The sequence below is a fragment of the Rhizobium sp. X9 genome (assembly GCF_018873185.1).
GTDB lineage: Bacteria > Pseudomonadota > Alphaproteobacteria > Rhizobiales > Rhizobiaceae > Agrobacterium > Agrobacterium oryzihabitans.
Map to the genome: position 1 here is coordinate 583371 of NZ_CP071312.1, position 18201 is coordinate 601571.

At 60.1% G+C, this 18201-nt stretch carries 15 protein-coding genes; 7 read left to right on the forward strand and 8 right to left on the reverse strand.

Annotation, left to right across the window (positions count from 1 at the left end; genetic code table 11):
• The 6 genes from JZY08_RS17610 (at position 1) to JZY08_RS17635 (ending at position 7698) form a co-directional block, all read left to right on the forward strand.
• Positions 1-1374, forward strand: coding sequence for an aspartate aminotransferase family protein (locus JZY08_RS17610; protein WP_216332868.1), 1374 nt, complete (start codon positions 1-3; stop codon positions 1372-1374).
• A gap of 256 nt (positions 1375-1630) precedes the next feature.
• Complete coding sequence (locus tag JZY08_RS17615) at positions 1631-2344, forward strand: HAD-IA family hydrolase (RefSeq protein WP_216332871.1); 714 nt, start codon at positions 1631-1633, stop codon at positions 2342-2344.
• Positions 2345-2438: 94 nt separating this feature from the next.
• Positions 2439-4049 (forward strand): ABC transporter substrate-binding protein, encoded by a 1611-nt coding sequence (locus tag JZY08_RS17620; RefSeq protein ID WP_216332873.1) that lies wholly within the window; start codon positions 2439-2441, stop codon positions 4047-4049.
• A gap of 192 nt (positions 4050-4241) precedes the next feature.
• Positions 4242-5192 (forward strand): ABC transporter permease, encoded by a 951-nt coding sequence (locus JZY08_RS17625; protein ID WP_216332875.1) that lies wholly within the window; start codon positions 4242-4244, stop codon positions 5190-5192.
• Positions 5192-6043, forward strand: a complete 852-nt coding sequence (locus JZY08_RS17630; RefSeq protein WP_216332876.1) for an ABC transporter permease — start codon at positions 5192-5194, stop codon at positions 6041-6043. The genes JZY08_RS17625 and JZY08_RS17630 overlap by 1 nt, the downstream gene beginning before the upstream one ends.
• On the forward strand, positions 6043-7698 hold the full coding sequence (locus JZY08_RS17635) for an ABC transporter ATP-binding protein (RefSeq protein WP_216332877.1): 1656 nt from the start codon (positions 6043-6045) through the stop codon (positions 7696-7698). Before JZY08_RS17630 ends, JZY08_RS17635 begins: the two co-directional genes overlap by 1 nt.
• A gap of 159 nt (positions 7699-7857) precedes the next feature.
• Here JZY08_RS17635 and JZY08_RS17640 read toward each other — a convergent pair whose 3' ends face one another.
• Complete coding sequence (locus tag JZY08_RS17640) at positions 7858-8334, reverse strand: Lrp/AsnC family transcriptional regulator (protein ID WP_216333439.1); 477 nt, start codon at positions 8332-8334, stop codon at positions 7858-7860.
• Between the two features lie 229 nt (positions 8335-8563).
• On the opposite strand from JZY08_RS17640, the gene JZY08_RS17645 reads away from it, so the two are divergent.
• Positions 8564-9889 carry an FAD-binding oxidoreductase gene (locus tag JZY08_RS17645; protein ID WP_216332878.1) on the forward strand — a complete coding sequence of 442 codons (1326 nt, stop codon included), beginning with the start codon at positions 8564-8566 and terminating at the stop codon, positions 9887-9889.
• 87 nt (positions 9890-9976) lie between these two features.
• Here JZY08_RS17645 and JZY08_RS17650 read toward each other — a convergent pair whose 3' ends face one another.
• The 7 genes from JZY08_RS17650 to JZY08_RS17680 form a co-directional block, all read right to left on the reverse strand.
• Positions 9977-10912: an ABC transporter substrate-binding protein gene (locus JZY08_RS17650; RefSeq protein WP_216332879.1), complete on the reverse strand. Its 936-nt coding sequence runs from the start codon at positions 10910-10912 to the stop codon at positions 9977-9979.
• 129 nt (positions 10913-11041) lie between these two features.
• On the reverse strand, positions 11042-11980 hold the full coding sequence (locus JZY08_RS17655; protein WP_216332880.1) for an ABC transporter substrate-binding protein: 939 nt from the start codon (positions 11978-11980) through the stop codon (positions 11042-11044).
• 24 nt (positions 11981-12004) lie between these two features.
• Positions 12005-13810, reverse strand: a complete 1806-nt coding sequence (locus JZY08_RS27755; RefSeq protein WP_216332881.1) for an amino acid ABC transporter permease/ATP-binding protein — start codon at positions 13808-13810, stop codon at positions 12005-12007.
• Positions 13811-13823: 13 nt separating this feature from the next.
• Entirely contained in the window at positions 13824-14381 is a 558-nt protein-coding gene (locus tag JZY08_RS17665; protein WP_216332882.1) for a GNAT family N-acetyltransferase, read from the reverse strand.
• 23 nt (positions 14382-14404) lie between these two features.
• Positions 14405-15592 carry a M20 aminoacylase family protein gene (locus tag JZY08_RS17670; RefSeq protein WP_216332883.1) on the reverse strand — a complete coding sequence of 396 codons (1188 nt, stop codon included), beginning with the start codon at positions 15590-15592 and terminating at the stop codon, positions 14405-14407.
• Positions 15593-15676: 84 nt separating this feature from the next.
• A complete protein-coding gene (locus JZY08_RS17675) occupies positions 15677-17017 on the reverse strand; it encodes an LLM class flavin-dependent oxidoreductase (protein ID WP_216332884.1) in 1341 nt (446 codons plus the stop codon).
• Positions 17018-17040: 23 nt separating this feature from the next.
• Positions 17041-18045 (reverse strand): LLM class flavin-dependent oxidoreductase, encoded by a 1005-nt coding sequence (locus tag JZY08_RS17680; RefSeq protein ID WP_216333440.1) that lies wholly within the window; start codon positions 18043-18045, stop codon positions 17041-17043.
• Positions 18046-18201 lie beyond the last annotated feature (156 nt).

Consider the following 18201-nt stretch of genomic DNA (forward strand, 5'->3'; position numbering starts at 1 on the left):
ATGTTAAGCAATTCACTGATCGAACTGGACCGCGCCCATCTGGTCCACCCCGTCTCTTCGTTCCGCGGCCATGAAAAGCTAGGCGTGCGGGTGCTGAAGTCGGCAAAGGGCGCCACCATCACCGACATGACCGGCCACCAGCTGATCGACGGTTTTGCCGGCCTCTGGTGCGTCAATGCCGGTTATGGTCATGACAGCATCGTCGAGGCGGCTGCAAAGCAGATGCGCGAATTGCCCTATGCCACCGCCTATTTCGACATTGGCAGCGAACCGGCCATTCGGCTGGCCTCCGAACTTGCCGACCGTGCGCCCGGCGATCTCAACCACGTCTACTTCACGCTTGGTGGATCCGACGCGGTGGACAGCACCATCCGCTTCATCCGCTATTACTGGCACGCAAAGGGTGAGCCGCAGCGCGATCAGTTCATCTCCATCGAACAAGGGTACCACGGCTCCACCACAGCCGGCTCCGGCCTGACCGCCCTGCCCGCCTTCCATGCCGGGTTCGGCGTGCCTTACGACTGGCAGCACAAAATCCCGTCGCATTATGCCTATCGCAATCCGGTCGGCAACGATCCCGCCGCCATCATCGCCTCTTCGCTGCAAATCCTGAAAGACAAGATCGAGGCTATCGGGCCGGAGCGGGTCGCCGCCTTTTATGCCGAGCCCATTCAGGGTTCGGGCGGCGTTCTCGTACCGCCGACTGGCTGGATCAAGGCCATCCGCGACCTTTGCAGTTCCTACGGCATTCTCTTCGTCGCCGACGAAGTAATTACCGGCTTCGGCCGCACCGGACCGTTGTTTGCCTGTGCCGACGAGGATATCGTGCCGGACTTCATCACCGCCGCCAAGGGCCTCACCTCCGGTTATGTGCCGATGGGCGCCGTCTTCATGGCCGATCATGTTTATGATACAATAGCCGACTTTGCGGGCGATGCGGCTGTCGGGCATGGTTACACCTATTCCGCCCATCCCGTCAGCGCCGCGGTTGGCCTCGAAGTGCTGAAACTCTACGAAGGCGGGCTGCTGGAAAATGGCCGTCGCGCCGGTGCGCGGCTGATGGCCGGGCTGGAAGGATTGAGAAGCCACCCGCTGGTCGGCGATGTTCGCGGCCGCGGCATGCTCGCTGCCATCGAGCTTGTGACCGACAAGGAAAAGAAGACCCCGCTGCCGGCTGCGGCAGTTCCGGCGCGCAAGGTGTTCGATCGCGCCTGGGAGAACGGTCTGATCGTGCGCGCCTTCGCCAACGGCACCCTCGGCTATGCGCCGCCGCTCTGCTGCACCGATGACGAGATCGACGCCATTATCGAACGAACGCTGAAAACCCTCGACCAGACACTCGAGGACCCGGCTGTGCGGGCCGCCGTGGCCTGAGGCCAAACGCGAATTGCGTTGCGACACCGTCTCGAAATGTCGCAACGCCATACATATTCGCAATATTCTGCCGAAGAGCCGATCCTTTTCGGCGAATCCGGCGTGCTGGTAGTGCCAAACTACCCTTGGAAAAAGCACTAAACGCCATGAAAACAGGCGTAATCAAGAAAGGGAACGGGGCAAGGATCCCGTCCGGGAACAGAATAAAATGCCGCAGCCTTCCCAAGAGGCCAGGGCGGCAGAGCGGAGACCAACATTGCCCAAAAAACTGAACGACTTCAAATATATGAGCTTCGACGTTGTGGGAACTCTCATCGATTTCGAAGGCGGCCTTAAATCGACGCTGATCCAGATTGGCGCTGAAAACGGCGTCGAGGTGGACGGTGAAAAGGCACTCGGCCTTTACCGCGCGGCGCGTTACTCCGACGCAACCGACCTGTTTCCCGACGATCTCGTCCGCGTCTATCTGATCATCGCTCCGGAACTGGGCCTGCCGGGGGAGCGCGCCCTTGGCGAGCGCCTGCGCGATGCTGCCCGGAGCTGGAAGGGTTTCGAGGACAGCCGTGCGGCCATGGCCGAGCTTGCAAAGACGCATCGCCTCATCGCCATGACCAATGCCCAGCGCTGGGCCTTCGAATATTTCTCGAAAGAACTCGGCAGTCCTTTTCATGCCGCTTTCACGGCGGATGATACCGGCACGGAAAAGCCGGATCCCGCATTCTTCGAGAAGGTTTTCGCCTTCGTTGAAAGCGAAGGCGCATCGAAGGACGACATTCTGCACGTTGCGCAAAGCCAGTACCACGATATCGGCATTTCACGGAAACTCGGAATGACCAATTGCTGGATCGAGCGACGCCACGCCCAGAAGGGATATGGCGGCACGATCGAGCCGGAAAACTTTACCGAACCGGACTATCACTTCACGTCCATGGCCGACCTTGCGGAAGCCGTGCGACAGGCGGGCGGCTGAACCGCCTTTGCCGATGGCATGGCGCGAACTGGGACGCGACATGCCGGAAATCTTTGCAGACGCCATTTCAACAAACATACAAAAGGGGAAGACCATGAGTGACAGGATTACAAACTGGACCCGCTCTGACGATGCCGCCGTTGAACAGGCGATCCGTCGCGGCGCGACGCGGCGAGAGCTGCTTCACATGATGCTGGCCGGCGGCGTTGCGCTTTCCGCCGGTTCGGCCATTCTCGGCCGCGCCTCGCAGGCCGTGGCGGCCACCCCCGTTTCCGGCGGCACGCTGAAGGCGGCCGGCTGGTCCGCCTCCACGGCCGACACGCTCGACCCTGCAAAGGCGTCGCTTTCCACGGACTACGTGCGTTGCTGCGCACTCTACAACCGATTGAGCTTCCTTGATATTTCCGGCACTCCACAGATGGAGCTTGCTGAATCCATCGAAACGAAGGACGCCAAGACCTGGACCGTAAAGCTGCGTTCCGGCGTCACGTTCCATGACGGCAAGGCGCTGACCGCAGACGACGTGGTCTATTCGCTGAAACGCCATCTCGATCCGGCCGTCGGTTCCAAGGTTGCCAAGATCGCCGCCCAGATGACCGGCTTCAAGGCCCTCGACAAGAGCACCGTCGAGATTACACTCGCAAATGCGAATGCCGACCTGCCGTCCATCCTCGCCCTGCACCACTTCATGATCGTCGCCGATGGCACCACGGATTTCTCCAAGGGCAACGGCACCGGCGCCTTCAAGCTTGAGAAATTCGAGCCGGGCGTACGTTCGGTCATGACCAAGAATGCCAATTACTGGAAGTCCGGCGGCCCGCACGTCGACAGCTTCGAGTTCTTCGCGATCGCCGAAGACAATGCCCGCGTCAACGCACTCATTTCGGGCGATATCCACCTTGCGGCAGCCATCAATCCACGTTCGCTGCGCCTGCTCGACAAGCAGGAGGGTATCGTTCTGTCCAAGGGCACGTCCGGCAATTATACCAACCTCAACATGCGGCTGGACCAGGCACCGGGCAACAATGCCGATTTCGTCGCCGGCATGAAGTCGATCGTCAATCGCGAGCAGATCGTCAAGGCGGCTCTGCGTGGTCTCGGTGAAGTCGGCAACGACCAGCCCGTGCCGCCAATGAGCCCCTACCACAATCCGGACCTGAAGCCGAAAGCCTTCGATCCCGACAAGGCGAAGTTCCACTTCGAAAAAGCGGGTCTCATCGGCCAGTCCATCCCGGTCATCACCTCGGATGCCGCAAACTCCGCCGTGGACATGGCGATGATCATCCAAGCGTCCGCCGCGGAAATCGGCGTCAAGCTGGATGTGCAGCGCGTTCCCTCCGATGGTTACTGGAGCAATTACTGGCTGAAGGCGCCGGTTCACTTCGGCAACATCAACCCGCGCCCGACGCCGGACATTCTGTTCTCGCTGCTTTACGCCTCCGATGCGCCGTGGAACGAAAGCCAGTACAAGTCGCCGAAGTTCGACAAGATGATGCTCGAAGCACGCGGCATGCTGGACATGGAAAAGCGCAAGCAGATCTACTTCGAGATGGAAACGATGATCGCCGACGAAGCCGGCACCATCATTCCCGCCTATATTACCAATGTCGATGCCATCACCTCCAAGCTGAAGGGTCTGGAAGCCAATCCGCTCGGCGGCATGATGGGTTACGCCTTTGCTGAATACGTCTGGCTCGAAGCCTGATAGACCAAATGGGGCCGGGTGCTGAAAAGTACCCGGCAACGTTCCGCCAGTGCGGAAAGCCTAGCGCATCGGGCAGAAGATCATGTTCGATTTTCTTCTATAGCGATTCGTGGATTCAAAGAGTTAGAGCGTTTATGCGTCCTGTAGGATGCGAGGCGCTCTAATGGCCAGGCAGGTCGCAGGAGCATGTGAATGAACAGCCGGATATTGTCCCTTATTGCCAGGCGGCTGGTCGTCATGTTGACGACCCTGCTTATCGTGTCGTTTATCGTCTTTTCCGCCACCAGCCTGCTGCCCGGCGACACGGCGACGATCCTTCTCGGCCAGTCGGCGACGCCTGAAGCCGTCGCCGGTCTGCGCACCGCCATGCATCTCGATGATCCGGCCCTCCTGCGTTTCGTTCGCTGGCTCTTCGGCCTGCTGCAGGGTGAACTCGGCACCTCCTACGCCAATAATATGGCGATCGCCGACCTCATCGGCCCGCGTTTCGTCAACTCCATGAAGCTTGCCGGCATCACCACACTCATCGCCGTGCCGCTGGCCCTGACGCTTGGCATCAGCTCCGCCATGCTGCGCGGGACGCTTTATGACCGCGCCGTCACGATCCTCACCATCGGCATCATTTCCGTGCCGGAATTCATGATAGCGACGCTGGCCGTTTTGCTTTTCGCTGTCTATCTCAAATGGCTGCCGGCCCTGTCGCTCATCAGCGAGGTCCATAGCGTGTTCGATATGCTGCGCGTTTACGCCATGCCGGTCATCACCCTCACCTTCGTGGTGTCGGCGCAGATGATCCGCATGAGCCGCGCCGCCGTCATCGAGACGCTTGATACGCCCTATGTGGAAATGGCGCTTTTAAAGGGCGCACCGCGCATGCGGATCGTGCTGCGCCACGCGCTGCCCAATGCGCTCGGCCCGATCGTCAATGCGGTGGCATTGTCGCTCTCCTATCTCGTGGGCGGCGTCATCATCGTCGAGACCATCTTCAACTATCCGGGTATCGCCAAGCTGATGGTCGATGGTGTCGCGACACGCGACCTGCCGCTGATCCAGAGCTGCGCGATGATTTTCTGCGTGGGTTATCTCCTCCTCATCACCACGGCTGATATCATCGCCATCATGTCCAATCCGAGGCTGCGCTGATGGCCGATCGTATCAACACAACTTCGGGGACTTCGCGTTTGGGTTACAGGATCAACGCAGTCGGTGTTTTCGGCTTTCTCGTCATTTTCCTCTGGGCGATGGTTGCGATATTCGCGCCCTATCTCATCCCCCATCCGGTTGGTGAAATCGTCGATCTCGATTATTTCGGCCCCATGACCTCCGACCTCTGGCTCGGTTCCGATTATCTCGGCCGCGATGTCTTTTCCCGCATTCTCATGGGCGCACGTTTCACGGTTGGCATCTCGCTTGCGGCGGTCACGATCGCCTGCGTGTCCGGCGTCGTTCTCGGCATGTGCGCCGCCGTGGTGGGCGGCTGGTTCGATGCGGCGCTCAGCCGTTTTCTCGATGCGGTGAACTCCATTCCGAGCAAGCTCTTCGGCCTTGTGGTGGTTGCCGCTGTCGGCTCGTCCATCCCGGTGCTGATCGTCACCCTGTCGGTGATCTATACGCCGGGCGCCTATCGTTTCGCCCGGGCGCTCGCGGTCAACATCAATACCATGGACTTCGTCACCGTCGCCCGGGTGCGTGGCGAGAGCCTGCTCTATCTCATCGGCTCCGAAATCCTGCCGAACATCATCCGCCCCGTGCTTGCGGATCTTGGCGTGCGCTTCGTCTTCATCGTGCTGCTTCTGTCGGGCCTCTCCTTCCTCGGCCTCGGCCTGCAGCCGCCGAATGCCGACTGGGGCGCGCTGGTGCGTGAAAACATCGGCGGCCTGCCCTTTGCCGCGCCGGCAGTGATCTTCCCGTCGCTGGCGATTGCCAGCCTGACGATCAGCGTCAATCTGCTGATCGACAATCTGCCGCAGAAAATCCGCGACAGGAGCCAATAATGACCAATCTCGTTGAAATCCGTGGACTGAAAGTCGAGGCGACCACCGATTCCGGCCGCCGCATCCAGATCATCAAGGGCGTCGATATTGATATAGCCGAAGGCGAGATCGTCGCACTGATCGGCGAAAGCGGCTCCGGCAAGACCACAATCGCGCTGACATTGATGGGTTATGCCCGTCCGGGCTGCCGCATTTCCGGCGGCAGCGTTACGGTTGCTGGTCGCGACATGGTGCAGCTTTCGGAAGCCGAACGCGCCAGGATCCGCGGCACGAAAATCTCCTACGTCCCTCAGAGTGCGGCGGCCGCCTTCAACCCGGCGCAAAAGATCATCGATCAGGTCATTGAAGTCACCCGCATCCATCATTTGATGCCGCAGCAGGAGGCACGCGTCAAAGCGGTAGAACTCTTCAAGGCCCTGTCGCTTCCCAATCCGGAAACCATCGGCGAGCGTTATCCGCATCAGGTTTCCGGCGGTCAGCTGCAGCGTCTCTCCGCCGCCATGGCGCTGATCGGCAACCCGGAACTGGTGATCTTCGACGAACCGACCACAGCACTCGACGTGACGACACAGATCGAGGTTCTGCGCGCTTTCAAATCGGCAATGCGCAAGGGTGGCATCGGCGGCGTTTATGTGTCCCACGATCTTGCCGTCGTTGCCCAGATCGCCGACCGGATCGTGGTGCTGAAAGGCGGCGAGGTTCAGGAAACCGGCACGACCACGGACATTCTGGAGAATGCGCAGCATCCTTATACGCGCGAGTTGCTGACCGCCTTTAACGACAAGGTGCGCGCGGTCGCGCCGCTCGCACAGAGCCAGGCGACGCCGCTCCTCGATATCGAAAGTCTGATCGCCGGCTACGGCACGAAAGGCGACGACCGGATGCCGCTGGTGCGTGCGGTGGATTCCGTCAGCCTTGCGGTTTATCCCGGCCGCAATCTTGGCATCATCGGCGAATCCGGCTGCGGAAAATCGACGCTGGCGCGCGCCATTGCCGGCATTCTGCCCGCCGCGAGCGGTCATGTCATCTTCGAAGGAAAGCAACTGGATGCCGATGCGCGCAGACGCACCAGCGATCAGCTGCGCCGCATGCAGATCGTTTTCCAATATGCCGATACCGCGCTTAACCCGTCAAAACCCATCGAGGACATTCTCGGCCGGCCGCTGACCTTTTATCATGGCATGCGAGGCAAGGCCCGCGACGCCCGGATCGACGAACTGCTGGATATGGTGAAGCTGCCGCGTTCCGTCCGCCACCGCCACCCTTCCGGCCTGTCAGGCGGGCAGAAACAGCGCGTCAACTTCGCCCGCGCGCTGGCAGCCGAACCGTCGCTCATCATCTGCGATGAAATCACATCGGCACTGGATACGGTCGTTGCAGCCGCCATCATCGACCTGCTCGGTGAATTGCAACGCGAACTCAACCTCTCCTATATTTTCATCAGCCACGATCTTTCGGTGGTGGAAACCATCTGCGACGAAATCGTTGTGATGTATGGCGGGCAGAAGGTGGAGCATCTGGCGACCGAAGCGATCAAATCACCGACGCATCCCTATTCGAAGCTCCTGTTTTCCTCGGTGCCGAAGCTCGACCCGAAATGGCTCGACAATCTCCAGCAGGATGCGGAACTGGTGCGGGCGTTTTCCAAGAGGTGATAGGCCGGAAGCTGCCCGGATTACGACGTAAGCACGCCGCGACAAATTTCGACGTCATCCTCGCCCTTGAAGCGAGGATCCATCCATCTCGACGGACTATGGATCCTCGGGTCGAGCCCGAGGATGACGTCGAGATTGGGGAGGAGACGCACTTTTATTTCAAAGAGGAAACAGGCTCGTCAGTGGCATATGCGCTTTGATGATCGGTGATTTCAGCACCACGAAGCTGAAATATTTGTCTATGCCGACATCCATGTCCGTCAGGCGCTCCATGATCGACTGATATTCGATAATGCCGGACGTGACGAATTTCAACAGATAATCGTAACCGCCGGAAACGAGATGGCATTCCACCACCTGGTCGATCTTTTCAACGACGCCGAGAAAGCGGGCAAAATCGATCTGGCGGTGGTTCTTGAGCGTGATTTCAGTGAAGACCGTCAGGGTCTGGCCGAGCTTGTTGATGTTGATCTGCGCCGAATAGCCTTCGATATACCCTTCGGCCTGAAGCTTCTTGACCCGCATCAGACAGGGGCTTGGCGAGAGATTGACAAGCTCCGCCAGTTCCACATTGGTGATGCGCCCGTTCTTCTGGAGTTCGTAGAGGATCTTGATATCGATCCGGTCAAGTTTCATCACGTGAGGAACCCCTTTTTTGTTTTTTGAGCACACAGCATAAAATTCTGACGTGGCAATGGAAATCTTATCACATGCGCAAGCCCTGTCGACGCGGGGATATTTTTTTCATCCAGCATAAAGAGTTGCAGACGTGGCCCCGAACAGCAGGAGATTCCGGCAATCGGCCCAGTCTGGCAGCGTTTACCCGGCGACCAAGGTAAATTAGTAGGAAGATAAGGAGCCCCATATGCCTGCGCCGCTGCAACAGATCACGACCTCGCCGGAATTGCCGAAATCCGCGGACGCCGTCATTATCGGTGGCGGCATCGTCGGGGTTTTCGCCGCCTATTACCTCGCGCGGCGCGGCCTGAAAGTGACCCTCGTCGAAAAAGGTCTCGTTGGCGCGGAGCAATCCAGCCGTAACTGGGGCTGGTGCCGGCAGCAAAACCGCGATGCCCGCGAATTGCCGATCTCGACGCAGAGCCTGACGCTCTGGGACCAGTTTGCCGCAGAAAGCGGCGAGGATACAGGCTTCCGTCGCTGCGGATTGTTTTACCTGAGCGACAACGAGGCCGAACTTGCCGGCTGGGCGCGCTGGCGCGATTTTGCCATCACCGCGGGCGTAACAACCCATATGCTGAGTACGGATGAGGCAAGCGAACGCGGACGCGCCACAGGCAAACGCTGGAAGGGCGGCGTCTTTTCGCCAACGGACGGCACGGCCGATCCTTCGATGGCGGCACCCGCCGTTGCGCGCGCCATCATGAAACTGGGTGGCACGGTGCATCAGAATTGCGCGGCGCGTGGTCTGGAGACGGAAGGCGGCCGCGTCAGTGCCGTCATCACCGAAAAAGGCACCATCCGCACCAAAACCGCCATCATGTCCGGCGGTGCCTGGGCATCGTCTTTCTGCCGCCAGTTGGGCATTCGATTTCCACAAGCCTCCGTGCGTTCCTCCATCCTGTCGGTCACACCGGGTGCGGAAGACCTGCCGGATGCGTTGCATACCGCAGCCGTTTCGGCCACACGGCGTAAAAACGGCGGTTACACCCTTGCGATCAGCGGCCTTGGACGCATCGACCCAACCGCACAGCAAATGCGATTCGCGCGCGAATTCGTGCCGATGTTCCTCAAGCGCTGGCGCAGCCTGCGTCCGGGCGGGCTGGAGGGTATCCGTGGCGGCCATGAAACGTTGAAACATTGGCGGCTCGATGCGCCGACGCCGATGGAACGAGTTCGCATTCTCGATCCGAAACCGAATGCCGCCGCCATCCAGGAGACCCACAAAAGGGCACTCGAACTTCTGCCCGCCCTTCGCAAAACCCAGATTTCAGCCGCCTGGGCCGGTTTTATCGACAGCACGCCGGATGGTGTGCCCGCCATCGGTGAGACCAGCGAATTGCCCGGCTTCATCCTCGCCGCCGGCTTCAGCGGACACGGTTTCGGCATCGGCCCGGGCGCTGGCCATCTGATCGCCGATATCGTCACGGGTTCAAACCCGATTGTCGATCCTGCTCCCTATCACCCCAGCCGTTTCCTTGGTTCATCCTGGGGCAAGGTCGCGGACTTCTGAGTTTTTTGCGCTGCGCGACCGACGCGTAACACAATACCCGCAGGCATGACCTGCGGGTATTGCCGTCCACCGCGTTTTTTCGACCGGTCAGCTCTTTGGCAGGCCGGGTGGATTGGTTCGCGATTCCGGCAAGGCCTCTTCCGCAAGCTGCCAGCGTTCCAATATTTTCGCATAAGCGCCGCTCTTGATCAGATCGTTGGTGGCCAGCGTCAGGGCATCGGCCAGTCCCGAACCTTTGCGGGTAGTGATGGCGACATCGGAGCGCTCCGGCCAGCCGGCGGAGAGCGTTCCGACACGCTTGATGGTCTTGTCGCGAGCGGCGATGAAGACCAGCTGCGCATGCGGCTGGACGATCACATCCGCCCGCCCGGCAGAAAGCGCGACAAGCCGGGTGGCCTCGTCGTCATAATATTGCAGCTCAAGCGGCTTAAGTCCGGCGGCGACGTTCTCGTCGTTCCATTTCAGCAGAATGCGCTCCTGATTGGTGCCCGCACCGACGATGATCCTCAGGCCCGCCGCATCCTTCGGCTCCTTGATGGCGGTGATGCCGCTATCGGACTTCACGAAGAAACCATGCAGGCCCTGACGATAGGTAGAAAAGTCGAACTTCTCCTTGCGTTGTTCGGTCACCCCGACATTGGAGATGACAGCATCGTATTTGCCGGAAGCAAGCCCCAGCGGCCAGTCGGCCCAGGCAACAGCCACCAGTTCCAGCTCGAGGCCAAGACTGTCAGCCACCGCAAGCGCATAGTCCGGATCGGCCCCGACCACCGTCTTTGCGTCCGTCGCATAGGTCGCGAGCGGTGGTCCTCCGGGTGCAACCGCGACGGTGAATTTGCCCGGGGTAATGAATTTGAAATCTTTCGGAATGGCAGCAATCGCGGCGGGGTCTTTTTCAACCCTGATCCGACCAGGCTGGTCCGGCGACAGGTCGAAAACATCCGTTGCGAAAGCCGGTCCGAAACCGGCGATGGAGAGAAGAGCACCGAGCGCGGCTGTCGCTAGACGAGAGGTGAAAGTCATTCTGGTTTCCCGATAAAATGATTGCGGGACGGAGGTAGCGCGGACGGGAGGAGCCCGCGCTACCGGCTGAGTGATGTCCCACCTTCAACTCAGCGTGTTGGCAACTCCGCTTTTTTGGAAAATCGGCGGTTAGCTCTTGGGCAGGCCGGGCGGATTGGTGCGGGATTCGGTGATGGCCTCAGAGCCAAGGTTCCAGCGGGCAAGAACCTTGCCGTAATTGCCGTTCTTGATCTGGGCGTTCAGCGCCGCCGTGATGGCTTCGGCAATACCGGCGTCCTTTTTGGAGGCGACGGCGATTTCCGCCGCTTCCGGCCAGCCGCCGGAGAAGGTGCCAACGAGCCGGGTCTTCTTCTGGCTTGCCGCCTGGAAGGCCGATGTTGCGTTGGGGCCGAGATAGGCGTCCGCGCGGCCGGATTGCAGGGCAACGTCAAGCACGGCCTGATCGTCGTAATATTGCACCTCGGTGTCGGCCAAGCCCTTGGCCTTGTTGTCCTTGATCCATTTCAGCAGGATCTGTTCCTGATTGGTGGCAGCGCCGACAATGACCTTCAGCCCGGCAACGTCCTCGGGCTTGCTGACGGTCGTCACCTTGCTGTTATTGCCCACGTAAAAGCCGAGCAGGTCATTGCGGTAGCTGGAAAAATCGAACTTTTCCTTGCGCGCTTCCGTCACCGTGATGTTGGAAGTGACGGCATCGTATTTGCCGAATGTCAGACCCAGAGGCCAATCGGCCCATGCGATCGGAACGAGCTGAAGTTCAAGGCCGAGGCTGTCAGCAACCAGCTGGGCGATATCGGGCTCCACGCCAATCGGCGTTTTCGTGTCGCTCGCATAATCGACCAGTGGCAGGCGGAACGGTACGGTCGCGACCGTCAGCTTTCCGTCGGCGATGAACTTGTGGCTGGCCGGAAGAAGCTTGATCGCCTCTTCAACCTTATCGGCGCGCACCCGCCCCTTCTGTTCCGGAGAAAGATCGACCTCCTGCGCGTGTGCGGCCGGGATGAGCGCGGTGGTGGCGGAGAAAAGACCGCCGGCAAGCAATGATAATAGTTTCGATGAAAATGCCATGTGAGTGTTTCCCTTGTTTTTTGGTTAGAGAACTTTTGCGAGGAATTCGGCGGTGCGGGGGTGATCCGGGCTGCTGAACACCTTTTCCGGCGTACCCGTTTCGATGATGCGGCCCTGCTCCATGAAGACGACCCTGTCGGAAACTTCGCGGGCAAAACCGATTTCATGGGTAACGATGATGAGCGTGACACCGGAGCGGGAAAGCTCCTTGATGACGTCAAGCACCTCGTTGACGAGTTCAGGATCGAGCGCGGATGTCGGCTCGTCGAACAGCAGCACCTTCGGCCGCAACGCCAGCGCCCGGGCAATCGCCACGCGCTGTTGCTGTCCACCGGAAAGCTGACGTGGATAGGCGCCGGCTTTTTCGGCAAGTCCGACGCGGGCCAGAAGATCGCGCGCCTCAGCTTCGGCCTGCTCTTTCGAAATACCTCGAACGGCGATGGGCGCTTCGATGATGTTTTCAAGCGCAGTCAGATGCGGGAACAGGTTGAAGCTCTGGAACACCATGCCCACTTCGGCGCGGCGCTTGAGGATTTCCCGTTCCTTCAGCTCGTAAAGCGTGTCGCCCTTTTGACGATAACCGACCAGTTCACCGTCTATGGCGATGAAACCGTCATCGACGCGCTCCAGATGATTGATGGAGCGCAGCAATGTGGACTTGCCGGAGCCCGATTGGCCAAGAATGGTGGTGACGCTACCGGCCGGAATGGAAAGGCTGATATCATCCAGCACCTTCAGCGACCCGAAGGATTTCGAAACGCCGTGGATATTGACCGAACCGCCGCGATTTCCGAGCTGGAAGCTCGCGGCACGGGCAGGCGCCACACGCTCGGGCCTGGCAGCGGCGACCGTCACCGTTTCCACGGTTTCAGGCAAAGGCTTGCGTGGGAGGAAAGTACGATAGATCGTGGCAAACAGGGACGGCGGCGGGTTGCGCAGCGCACCGCGTGAAAAATGCCGCTCGATATGATGCTGCACGATCGAAAGCGCCGTCAGGATCACCAGATACCAGACGGTCGCGACCATCAGCAGCGGGATCACTTCCAGATTGCGGCGATAGATGATCTGGATCGTGTAGAACAGCTCCGGCAGGGCAAGGATGTAAACCTGCGAGGTGCCCTTGGCGAGGCCGATGATATCGTTGAAGGCGGTGGGCAGGATGGAGCGCATCGCCTGCGGCAGAACGATGCGGGACGCCTGCCGCCGCCGGGGAAGACCAAGTGCTGCGGCAGCTTCCAGCTGGCCCTGATCGACCGAAAGGATGCCGCCACGGACGATTTCGGATGCGAAAGCGGCCTGATTGAGCGTCAGCCCCAGAACGGCGGCCGCAAACGGCGTCATCAGCTGTGTGGTATTCCAGCTGATGAAATTGATGCCGGTATAGGGCACGCCGATCGTCACGGTCTCATAGAGATAACCGAGATTGTTGAGGATCAGCAGAAGCACGATCAGCGGGATCGACCGGAAAATCCAGATATAGGTCCACGATACGGCAACCAGCAGCGGCGAGCGGGAAACGCGGGCAAGTGCCAGCAGCGTTCCCAGTACAAAACCGAACAGCGCACCCAGCGCCGTCAGCAGCAGCGTCCGCCCGAGGCCGACCAGCACCGGTTCAGCAAAGAACCATTCCGCAAAAACATCCCAGCCCCAGCGCGGATTGCCGAAGACGGAATGCAGAACGGCCGCAATGATGAGGACGGAGAAGACCGTTCCCACCGTCCGCAAGGGATAACGGGCCGGCACGATGCGGAAATGGGCGTAACCACCCTTGATCGGTTCACCCTTCTGCTCGCTCACCGCAACATGCGGAAAATCAGAGGCTATCGTCATCGGAAAAAACCTTTCACGGGTGGGCCGGGGAAGATTGCGTCCGAGCCGCCGGTATCGGCGCGCCTTCCGCAACGGAGGCGGAGACGCTCTCGGCAAGCCATTTTTCGAAAGGCAGCGACCTGATCGTTTCAGGGTCGGCCGACGTGTCGAACAAGGCGCGATAACCGTTGGTGAGATAAAGGCCCACCGCTTCCGGCTGGCGGAAGCCCGTGGTCAGATAGACACGGGCGTAACCCTGCCGGATCGCCTGCTGCTCCAGCTCCTGAAGCACGATTTTGGCAAGCCCCTGCCGGCGGTGGGCCGAATGGGTCCAGACACGCTTGAACTCGGCGGTTTCCTCGTCGTAACGCATGAAGGCACCGCCGGCGATCGCCCTGCCGCCGCGCAGGAGCAACAGGAAATTGCCCGATGGCGGGCTGAACGCCTCCGGCGGATATTTGTTCATTTCCGCCCTGGCGCCTTCCGCATTGAAATATGTGCCGTAGCGGCTGTCATATTCGAACAGCAACTCCTCCAGCAGCGGGGTTGCGAGCGGATTCTTGACCGATGTGTAGAGAAAACTGTCGCTCATCTCATTGTCCTAAACTCGTTGCATCAGGAGAGGTATGCTTCGGCCAGGCGCACCCAGAAGCGTGCCGCAGGCGCAATGATCGCATCATTGAAATCGTAGTGAGGGCTATGCAGCGGCGCGCTGTCGCCATTGCCGACGAAGAGATAGGAGCCCGGTCGCTCCAGCAGCATGAAGGCGAAATCCTCGCTCGCCGTTCGTGGCTGAAAGCCTTCGGCCACTTGTTCGGCCGGGAAATGCCGCTTGGCGACATTGCGGGCAAAAGCCGTCTGCCTGACGTGATTGATGACGGGCGGGAAGCCACGGGAGTAAGTGACATCGGCAATTGCGCCGAAGCTTTCCGCCTGTGCTTTGGCAAGGGCGGGAAGCCGCTCCTCCAGCCTGTCGCGCACGGCGGGCGAAAAGGCCCGCGCGGTGATTTGCAGTTCGACACTCTCGGGAATGACGTTGGAGGCAGTTCCGCCATGGATCGACCCCACCGTCAGGACCGCCATGTCCCGCGGATCGACATTGCGCGAGACGATGCTCTGCAAGGCGGTGACGAAGCTTGCCGAGGCAAGAACCGGATCGACCGTTTCATGCGGTGCGGCCCCGTGCCCGCCCTTGCCGATGATCCGAACCTTCGCCTTGTCGACGGAGGCCATGGCAGGCCCCTCGACAAAGCCGAATTGTCCGGTTTCGACGCCCGGCCAGTTGTGCAGCCCGAACACGGCGTCGACGGGAAACCGCTCGAAAAGCCGGTCTTTTATCATCGCTCTCGCGCCTGCGCCGATTTCCTCGGCAGGCTGGAAAATCAGCGTCAGCGTACCGGAAAAGCGCGATGTTTCGGCAAGGTAACGGGCGGCGGCGAGCAGGATCGTCGTGTGGCCGTCATGACCGCAGGCATGCATGACACCCTGCGTCTGGCTGGCATAGGCAAGGCCTGTCTCCTCGGCGATGGGCAGGGCGTCGATATCGGCGCGAATGCCCAGACGTTTGTCACCGTGACCGCGTTTCAGGGTGGCGACGACGCCATGGCCGCCAACGCCCTCCGTCACCTCATATCCGAAAGACAGGAGATAACGGGCAATGAGCGCCGCCGTGCGTTTTTCCCCAAGCGAAAGCTCCGGATGCCGGTGAAGATCGTGCCGGATGGCGATGCTTTCCTCGATAAAGGCAAGGATTCCCCGTTCGGCGTCGTCCTGCGGACGCGCGCCGTCAATGCGGATATTCATGGTTCTGGTCTCCTGCACCGCGCTTCACCCGCACAGCACCTTGAAATTCTCTCCGGGCGGCAATGGTCCCCGCCGAACTCCGCTTTATGCGATCGCCTTGCTGGGACCGCTTTCGGCGCCGGAATAGATGCTCTCCTTGAACGGCAGACCGAGATGCTCACGCAACGTCGCGCCTTCCAGATGTGGCTCGAAATATCCGCGACGTTGCAGCACCGGAATGACGAGGCGGATGAAATCATCCAGCCCTTCGGCAATGACCGGGAAGCCCAGAATGAAACCATCGGCCGCATCGTGCTCCACCCAGCGGATGATCTCGTCCGCCACCTTGTCCGGGGTGCCGATGAAGCCTTCGCGCGGGGTTGCGGCTTCGAGCGCCGCCTCGCGCAGCGTCTGGTTCTTTTCCTTCGCACGACGCTTGATGCGGTCGGTCGTGGAACGGAAACTGTTCTTGCCGATCTCGCCGAGTTCGGGGAAGGGTTCATTCAGCGGATAGACGCTGAAGTCGTGGTGGTCGAAGAAGCGGCCGAGATAAGCGAGCGCATCCTCGATGGTGATGAGGTTGCGGATGATGTCGTATTTCGCTTCTGCTTCCTCCTGCGTTTCACCGACAATGGGTCCGATACCGGGGAAAATCTTCACGTCGGAAGCGGACCGGCCCTGCGCGACAGCGCTCTGCTTCACGCGCTTGAGGAATGTCTGGTTTTCCTCGAGCGAGGCGGAATTGGTGAAGACGGCATCGGCATGTTTGCCCGCAAGGCCGATACCGGCATTGGAAGAACCCGCCTGGAATACCACCGGTTGGCCCTGCGGCGAACGCTGGATGTTCAGCGGGCCTTCCACCTGGAAGAAACGCCCCTTGTGACCGAGCGTATGGAGTTTTTGCCTGTCGAAGAATTGCCCGGTCTCGCGGTTGCGCACGAAGGCATCGTCGTCCCAGCTGTCCCACAGCCCCTTGATCACCTCCAGATATTCATCGGCGATCTCGTAACGCAGCGCATGTTCGGGATGGTTGCGGCTGTAGTTTTTGGCCGTGCCTTCGAGTGGCGTCGTCACGGCATTCCAGCCAGCCCGGCCGCCACTCAGAAGATCGAGCGAAGCAAACTGCCGCGCGATCGTGAAGGGATCGCTGTAGGAGGTCGAAACCGTGCCGGCGAGACCGATCTTCGAGGTGACGGAAGCCAGCGCCGAAAGGATGGTCAAAGGCTCGAACCGGTTGAGGAAATGCGGGATGGACTTGTCGTTGATGTAAAGCCCGTCGGCAACGAAAGCGAAGGCGATGCCGGCTGCTTCCGCCTTCAGCGCGTTCTTCCTGAAGAAATCAAAGTTGACGCTGGCATCAACAGGGCTTTTCGGGTGCCGCCAGGCGTTCATGTGCCCGCCGGGGCCCTGGAGCATGATGCCGAAACGGATTGTCTTTTTCGTCATGTCATTCCCTCCTGAGGACAAGTTCACGCAGCCTTGGAAAGGCGGTGTGTGGCCAGCAATTCAATAGAGGCAAGTCGCTGATCGGCTCCGACATGCGGCGGCTCGACGATGAACTCCTCGATACCGTGCTCATCGGAAAGCGCGCGCAGCGCCTTGTGAATATCCTCCGGCCCGCCATGCAGGACGTTGGGCTTGCGCTCATCGATGCGATAATCGGTATCGCCGGACTGGCGGGCGAATTCTTCGGCCTGTTCGCGGCGACCAAGGTTGAATGCCCTGCCGTCGCTGAGGAACACCCGGTAGATGCGCTGCCCCTCAACCTGTCTTGCCGCATGGTCCGGATCGCTGGCGGCAAAGACCGAGAGGGCAAGGATCGGTGCCCTGCCACCGCTCTCCTCGCGGAAAGCCGAGAGGCTGCTGCGGAGAACCTCCGGATCACCATTGAGATGACCGGCAAAGACAAAATTCCATCCTCTGGACGCTGCAAGCCTTGCGCTTTCGGGGCTGGCGCCGAGCAGAAATCTGTCCACCGCAACCGGCGGCACCGGCGTTGCCTGCAGCCCGGCCTGCGCATGCCCCTGCGGCGCGGCACCGGAGAGAAACGTGGTAAGTTCACCAAAAGCCGTTTCGAAATCCGGCTTGCGGGCGGGATCAAAGGCCTGCTGCAAGGCAGAGGTCGCAAGCGGCAGCCCGCCCGGTGTCTTGCCGACGCCCAGATCGACCCGGCCGGGGGAAAGTGACGACAGCACGTTGAAAACCTCGGCAACCTTGTAGGGGCTGTAGTGCTGCAACATCACGCCTCCCGAGCCGACACGGATACGCGAGGTCTTCGCCAGAATCCAGGCGACCAGCGCCTCAGGTGCGGAACCCGCAAGCTCCGGCGAATTGTGATGTTCGGCGACCCAGAAACGGCGATAACCCAGTTCTTCGGCGCGTTTGGCGAGATTGATCGTGTCGCGGAACGCGCTTGCCGCGTTCTCACCCGTCGGAACCGGGCTCTTGTCCAGCAAACTGAGAGTATACATCATCACCTCGCACGTCTTTTGATGCATACTTTGTCTACTGATTTTATATGCTAATAAAGGACGTTCGTTCCACGTTGCGTCGGGATCAGAGAAAATATTGTTTTCCCCGATGGTTTCAGCAGGCGTCCTTGGCAAAGCAATCCGCAACCCTGGTGAGAC

Coding starts and splice junctions, on each gene's coding strand:
- JZY08_RS17610 (WP_216332868.1), top strand. CDS start 1: ATGTTAAGCAATTCACTGATCGAACTGGACCGCGCCCATCTGGTCCAC.
- JZY08_RS17620 (WP_216332873.1), top strand. CDS start 2,439: ATGAGTGACAGGATTACAAACTGGACCCGCTCTGACGATGCCGCCGTT.
- JZY08_RS17625 (WP_216332875.1), top strand. CDS start 4,242: ATGAACAGCCGGATATTGTCCCTTATTGCCAGGCGGCTGGTCGTCATG.
- JZY08_RS17630 (WP_216332876.1), top strand. CDS start 5,192: ATGGCCGATCGTATCAACACAACTTCGGGGACTTCGCGTTTGGGTTAC.
- JZY08_RS17635 (WP_216332877.1), top strand. CDS start 6,043: ATGACCAATCTCGTTGAAATCCGTGGACTGAAAGTCGAGGCGACCACC.
- JZY08_RS17640 (WP_216333439.1), bottom strand. CDS start 8,334: ATGAAACTTGACCGGATCGATATCAAGATCCTCTACGAACTCCAGAAG.
- JZY08_RS17645 (WP_216332878.1), top strand. CDS start 8,564: ATGCCTGCGCCGCTGCAACAGATCACGACCTCGCCGGAATTGCCGAAA.
- JZY08_RS17650 (WP_216332879.1), bottom strand. CDS start 10,912: ATGACTTTCACCTCTCGTCTAGCGACAGCCGCGCTCGGTGCTCTTCTC.
- JZY08_RS17655 (WP_216332880.1), bottom strand. CDS start 11,980: ATGGCATTTTCATCGAAACTATTATCATTGCTTGCCGGCGGTCTTTTC.
- JZY08_RS27755 (WP_216332881.1), bottom strand. CDS start 13,810: ATGACGATAGCCTCTGATTTTCCGCATGTTGCGGTGAGCGAGCAGAAG.
- JZY08_RS17665 (WP_216332882.1), bottom strand. CDS start 14,381: ATGAGCGACAGTTTTCTCTACACATCGGTCAAGAATCCGCTCGCAACC.
- JZY08_RS17670 (WP_216332883.1), bottom strand. CDS start 15,592: ATGAATATCCGCATTGACGGCGCGCGTCCGCAGGACGACGCCGAACGG.
- JZY08_RS17675 (WP_216332884.1), bottom strand. CDS start 17,017: ATGACGAAAAAGACAATCCGTTTCGGCATCATGCTCCAGGGCCCCGGC.
- JZY08_RS17680 (WP_216333440.1), bottom strand. CDS start 18,045: ATGATGTATACTCTCAGTTTGCTGGACAAGAGCCCGGTTCCGACGGGT.